This window comes from uncultured Fretibacterium sp., assembly GCF_938040765.1.
In the GTDB taxonomy this organism is placed as follows: Bacteria; Synergistota; Synergistia; order Synergistales; family Aminobacteriaceae; genus CAJPSE01.
The window spans coordinates 1-5,844 of sequence record NZ_CALIAA010000027.1 but is presented as its reverse complement, the minus strand read 5'-3'; the positions used below and the strand labels follow the sequence as shown (position 1 = coordinate 5,844).

The window sequence follows — 5,844 nt, the reverse complement described above, 5'->3', positions numbered from 1 at the left end:
GTGAACGCGATTCGCGGCGTGGACCTCGACCTGCGCCGCGGAGAGACGCTGGCCATCGTCGGGGAGTCCGGCTCCGGAAAGTCGGTCACCATGAAGGCCGTCATGGGCATCCTGAGCAGCAACGGCAAGTTGGAGAGCGGGACGATCGACTTCATGCCTCCCGACGGAGGCGTCTGGCACATCATGGACATGTCCCAGGCCGAAATCCGCCGGGAGCTGGCGGGGAAACGAATCGCCATGGTCTTTCAGGACCCCATGACGTCGCTCGACCCGACGATGTCCATCGGGGCACAGCTCACGGAGGGGATGCGCCACCACTTCGGCACGCCGCGGCGCGAGGCGGAGGAAAGGGCGGCGGCGCTCCTGCGCCGGGTGGGGATCGCGGAGGCGGACGCCGTCGTGGTGGGGGCGGGGTCGGGCCTGTCGACGGCCTCCGGCATGACCTATTCCGGGGAGCGGTTCGAGAGCAACTTCGCCGACTTCATCGGGAGGTACGGCTACCGGGACATGTACACGGCTGGTTTCTACCCCTATCCCACGCCCGAGGAGTATTGGGCCTACTGGAGCCGTTACATCCACCTCAACCGCTACGCGCAGGACGCCGGCCCGGCCTACCGCAGGCTGCGGGCTCTGATGAGCGGCAAGGACTGTTTCGTCATCACCACCAACGTGGACCACTGTTTTCAGAAGGCCGGGTTCGACGAGCTCCGCCTGTTCTGCACCCAGGGGGACTACGGGCTGTGGCAATGCGCGAAGCCCTGCCACCAAAGGACCTACGACAACGAAGCGCCGGTGCGGCGCATGGTGGCCGAGCAGAGGGACATGCGAATCCCCACGGAGCTGATTCCCCGCTGTCCACGGTGCGGCGGCCCCATGGCGAACAACCTCCGCAGTGACGATACCTTTGTGGAGGACGAGGCCTGGCGCCTCGCCGCGGGGCGGTACTGGGATTTCCTGCGGGGGCACGAGGGCGCGCGGCTTCTGTTCCTGGAGCTCGGGGTGGGCTGGAACACGCCGGGCATCATCAAGTATCCTTTTTGGCGCATGGCCGTCAAAAACGAAAGGGCGGTCTACGCCTGCGTCAACCTGGGGGAGGCGGCCGCCCCGCGCGAGCTGGAGGGCCGCTCGATTCTCGTCGATGGGGATATCGGGGAGGTCCTGAGGGAGCTCGAGGAAGCGTAATTCAGGGTTCCGATCGATCGTGTACTTCGTCGTTGTCGCCCGCCTTGCTCGGCATGTCGTTATGTGGAGGCAAACGGGCTTCATGCGCCGCTCCCGGCGCGGCGGAAACATGCCGGGAGAACAAAAAAGATGAAAATTTTTGAAGGGTGGAGGAAGAAATCATGAAAATCGCTGTGGTCTGCGCCAATGGAAAGGCGGGGCGTCTCATCGTCGAGGAGGCGGTGAGGAGAGGGCTGGACGTCACGGCCGTGGTGCGGGGGGAGAACCGGAGCGCGGCGAAGCGGTCCATTCAAAAGGACCTCTTCGACCTGACCGCCTCCGACCTGGAGGGGTTCGACGTCGTCGTGGACGCTTTCGCGGCCTGGACCCCGGAGACCCTGCCGCAGCACAGCGCCTCGCTGAAGCACTTGTGCGACACCCTGAGCGGCCGGAACACGAGGCTGCTGGTCGTCGGCGGGGCAGGAAGCCTCTACGTGAACGCCGATCACACGGCGCAGCTGATGGACGGGGCCGGCTTTCCGGACGCCTTCAAACCGCTCGCGTCCAGCATGGGCAAGGCCCTGGAGGAGCTCCGCGCCCGAGACGACGTGAGGTGGACCTACATCAGCCCCGCCGCGGATTTTCAGGCCGAGGGGCCGAGGACCGGCAAGTACATCCTGGGAGGGGAGGAGCTGACCCTGAACTCCAGAGGTGAGAGCGTGATCAGCTACGCCGACTATGCCGTCGCCATGGTGGACGAGGCCGTAAAGGGAGACCACATCCGGCAGAGGATCTCCGTCGTGGTGGCGTGAGCGCGGCAGCGCGGGGCGGTCAGGGGTCTTCCCGGCGGCCCCGTTCCCTTCCCCCGCTGTCGTAAAATCGCGTAAGGAAGATCGGTCCCTTCCGGGGCCGATCCTCATTTTAGCGGAATCGGGTGTCGGCGGCGGGTTTCACCACCCCGTCCTCGATGCGGATTTTCCCCTCGGCCTCGAGGCGCCGCAGCACGGAGCCGGCGAGCTCCCTCGGCCAGCCGAGGTGCCGGTGGATGGAGCCGACCCCCAGCTCCTCGGCCTCGTCCCCGCTGCCCTCGTGGTGGCGGAGGTGGATCAGCACGATCCGCTCCCGATACTCCATCTTTTGGCGGGCCCGCCGCCGAACGGCGCTCAGCAGCCCCCGGCTGGGCGACAGGACGAAGATGCCGAGGAAGGAAAGCCCCGTCGCCACGGCGATGCCGCCCGCGATGGAGACGTCCAGCCACGCGGCCGCCCAATATCCCGCCAGGGCGTTCAGCACCCCGATGACGGCGCTCAGGACGATCATCTTCCTCAGGTCGTCGGTCAGCAGATAGGCGCCCGCCGGGGGACCGACCATAAATGCGACGACCAGGATGGACCCCACGGCCTGAAAGGCCGCTACGGCGGTAACCGACACGGACGCCATCAGGCCGTAGTGCAGCCACGCGGGCGCGAAGCCCAGGAGCGCCGCCAGGATGGGGTCGAACGTCGCCAGCTTCAGCTCCTTGAAGAACAGGAGCAGGGCGGCGAGGTTGAGGAACGCCACGCAGCCCATCGACCAGACGGCCTTGGGGCCGAGGTCGGCGCCGCCCACGATCATGCGGTCGAAGGGGGCGAAAGCCAGCTCGCCCAGCAGGACGGCGTCCGCATCCAGGTGGACCGAGTCCGCGTAGTGCGTGATCAGGATGATCGCGATGCTGAAGAGCAGCGGGAAGGTCAGGCCGATGGCGGAGTCCTCGGAGACGCGGCGCGAGCGCTGGAGCGCCTCGGCCAGCCAGACCGTGAGGAGCCCGACCGACGCGGCCCCCAGGATCAGGAGCGGGGAGGTCAGGCTGTGCGTGGCGAGGAAGGCGAGGACGATCCCGAGCAGGAGCGTGTGGGTGATCGCGTCGGACATCATGGACATCCGGCGCAGCACGAGGAAACAGCCCGGCAGCGCGCAGGCGACGGCGACGAGCGCCGCGATCAGCTGAATCTCAAGCTCGGGAGACATGGCCCGGCGCGCCCCCTTTCCGGCCCCGGCCGCTTCTCGCCCTGCCGAGGGCCAGGCTGATCAGCACAAGGACGTCCGCGGCCACCACGATGGCGGGGCCGGCGGGGAGCTTCGGCAGCGCGGAGCTGGCCAGGGTCCCCGCCACGCCCGAGACGGCGCCGAACAGGGCCGCCAGCCCCACCATGACCCCCAGCCGGTTCGTCCACTGTCGCGCGGCGACGGCCGGGGCCACCAGCATCGCGCTCATCAGGATGACCCCGACGGTCTGGAGCCCCGCGATGATGGCGGCGACGGTCATGGCGGACAGAAGGACGTTGAGGCTTCGGGTAGGGAGCCCCAGGCTCCGCGCGAACTCCGGGTCGAAGCTCAGCAGCTTGAACTCCTTCCAGAAGAGGAGGGTCAGCGCCAGCAGCACCGCGCCCGTGATCGCGATGACGAGGATGTCGCTCTTCAGGAGCACCGCGGCCTGGCCGAAGATGAAGCGCTGGAGCCCCGCCTGGTTCGAGTTCGGGATCTTCTGCACGTAGGTGAGCAGCACCAGCCCCAGCCCGAAGAAGACCGACATCCCAAGCGCCAGCGCGGTGTCGAACTTGACGCGGGAGTAGCGCACGACGCCGATGATGAAGCCGGTGGCCGTCAGCCCCGAACACAGAGCCCCGATCAGGAGCCACACGGTATCCTTCGTCCCGGTCATCAGGAAAACGGCGGCGATGCCCGGCAGCGCGGCGTGGGACACGACGTCCCCCAACAGACTCTGCCGGCGCAGCACCGCGAAGCTGCCGATCAACCCGCTGGCCATCCCCAGCAGGGCGGCCCCCAGCGCGACGACCTGAAAGGTATAGTCGTGCAGCAGGGGAAACGCGTTCATGACGCGCCCTCCCCAAGGAGCGTCTCCGTGCTGCGGTAGGCGCGCCGGACGTTCTCCTCCGTAAAGACCTCGTCGGTCGGTCCGGCTGCGATGAGCCGCAGGTTGAGCAGCACCGTCCAGTCGAAGTAGCTTCGGACCGTCTGGAGGTCGTGGTGCACCACGACGACGGTCTTTCCCTCTCCTTTCAGGCGCTTGAGCAGCTCGACGATGACTTTTTCCGTCCGCGCGTCCACGCCGCGAAACGGTTCGTCCATCAGGTAGAGGTCCGCCTCCTGGGCCAGGGCCCGAGCCAGAAAGGCCCGCTGCTGCTGGCCGCCGGAGAGCTGGCTGATCTGCCGATCGGCGAACTCGGCCATGCCCACCTGCTCCAGCGTCTCCATGGCGATCCGGCGGTCCGCAGCCCCCGGGCGCCGGAACCATCCCAGGTGGCCGTAGCGCCCCATCAGCACCACGTCGCGGACCGTGGCGGGAAAGTCCCAGTCCACGCTGCCGCTCTGCGGCACGTAGGCGACCCGCTCCGAGTGGATGCGGACCTCGCCCGCCACGGTCCGCACCAGCTTCAGCACGGCCTTGATCAGGGTGCTCTTGCCCGCTCCGTTGGGGCCGATGACCGCGGTCAGGCTCCCCCGGGGAATGTCGAGGTCCACGTCCCAGAGCACCGGCTCGATATCGTAGGCGACGGTCAGGTCCTCGACCTCGAGAGCCCAGGGGTTCTCTTCACGCATCTCCATTTTTATCCATACCTGATTTCATCCATACCTGACCGGAATCGGGGATCACTTCAGGGCGCTCGTGATGGTGTCCACGTTCGCCTTTACGGTCGAGATGTAGGTCTCCGCACCGGAACCGGCCCCGCCGAGCGAGTCGGAGTAGAGCTCGCCGCCGATGCCCACGTCGAACCCACGGGCCTTCACCGCGGCCTGAAGGGCCTCGATGGTCTTGCGCGGGACGGAGGACTCCACGAAGACCGCCTTGATCCTGCGCTCCACGATGAAGTCGGCCAGGGCGCTGACGTCCGCGGTGCCCGCCTCGGCCGCGGTGCTGATGCCCTGAAGGCCGCGCACCTCGAAGCCGTAGGCCCTTCCGAAATAGTTGAAGGCGTCGTGCGCCGTCACCATGACGCGCTGCCCCTCGGGGACCTCCCGAACCCTGTCCTCGATGTAACGCTGAAGGTCCTCGAGGTCCTTCTCGTACCTTTTGGCATTGGCCTTGTAGTCCTCCGCGTGGTCGGGGTCCGCTTTCTCCAGCCCGCGGGCCACCTCCGCGGCGGCGCCCTTCCAGAGCCGGACGTCAAACCAGATGTGCGGGTCCGGGATACCCCCTTCGTCCGTCAGGATATCCGCCCGGTCGATGCCGTCGGCGGCGCAGATCACGGTCTTGTTTTGCCGGTCCAGCGCCGCGAAGACGTCCCCCATCTTGCCCTCGAGGTGCAGTCCGTTGTGGACGACGACGTCCGCCCTCCGCATTTTGCCGACGTCCCCGGCGCTGGCCTGATAGAGGTGCGGGTCGATTCCGGGCCCCATCAGGCCGTCCACCGCGACGTGGGGGCCGCCGACGACTCGGGCCAGGTCGGCGAGCATCGTCGTCGTGGCGACGACCCGCACCTCGGCCCGCCCGACGGCGGAGAAGGACAGCAGGAACAGGAAAAACATCGGAAGCGCCGTCATCCTCTTTTTCATCGTTTCAAAATGTTTCATCGCAAAAAATCTCCTTGGGAAAAGTTCTTCTGTGCACAGGAATCGCATAGAAGGCAAAAGGGATACATAAAGTTTGATTAACAAAACTTTACGATTGAGAGGATATTCTTA

At 66.6% G+C, this 5,844-nt stretch carries 6 protein-coding genes; 2 read left to right on the top strand and 4 right to left on the bottom strand.

Features of this window, described 5'->3' with window-relative positions; translation table 11 throughout:
* On the top strand, positions 1-1,182 hold a 1,182-nt coding region (locus tag Q0176_RS00845), incomplete at its 5' end, for an ATP-binding cassette domain-containing protein (RefSeq protein ID WP_299298090.1).
* Positions 1,183-1,343: 161 nt separating this feature from the next.
* On the top strand, positions 1,344-1,973 hold the full coding sequence (locus Q0176_RS00840) for an NAD(P)-dependent oxidoreductase (RefSeq protein WP_299298088.1): 630 nt from the start codon (positions 1,344-1,346) through the stop codon (positions 1,971-1,973).
* A gap of 109 nt (positions 1,974-2,082) precedes the next feature.
* Here Q0176_RS00840 and Q0176_RS00835 read toward each other — a convergent pair whose 3' ends face one another.
* From Q0176_RS00835 to Q0176_RS00820, 4 genes are read right to left on the bottom strand one after another with little or no spacing between them, the layout of a single operon-like run.
* Entirely contained in the window at positions 2,083-3,168 is a 1,086-nt protein-coding gene (locus Q0176_RS00835) for a metal ABC transporter permease (protein ID WP_299298086.1), read from the bottom strand.
* Complete coding sequence (locus tag Q0176_RS00830) at positions 3,152-4,036, bottom strand: iron chelate uptake ABC transporter family permease subunit (RefSeq protein WP_299298084.1); 885 nt, start codon at positions 4,034-4,036, stop codon at positions 3,152-3,154. The genes Q0176_RS00835 and Q0176_RS00830 overlap by 17 nt, the downstream gene beginning before the upstream one ends.
* Positions 4,033-4,761, bottom strand: coding sequence for a zinc ABC transporter ATP-binding protein AztA (aztA, locus tag Q0176_RS00825; protein WP_299298082.1), 729 nt, complete (start codon positions 4,759-4,761; stop codon positions 4,033-4,035). Before aztA ends, Q0176_RS00830 begins: the two co-directional genes overlap by 4 nt.
* 51 nt (positions 4,762-4,812) lie before the next feature.
* Complete coding sequence (locus tag Q0176_RS00820) at positions 4,813-5,733, bottom strand: zinc ABC transporter substrate-binding protein (protein WP_299298080.1); 921 nt, start codon at positions 5,731-5,733, stop codon at positions 4,813-4,815.
* Between the last annotated feature and the right edge of the window lie 111 nt (positions 5,734-5,844).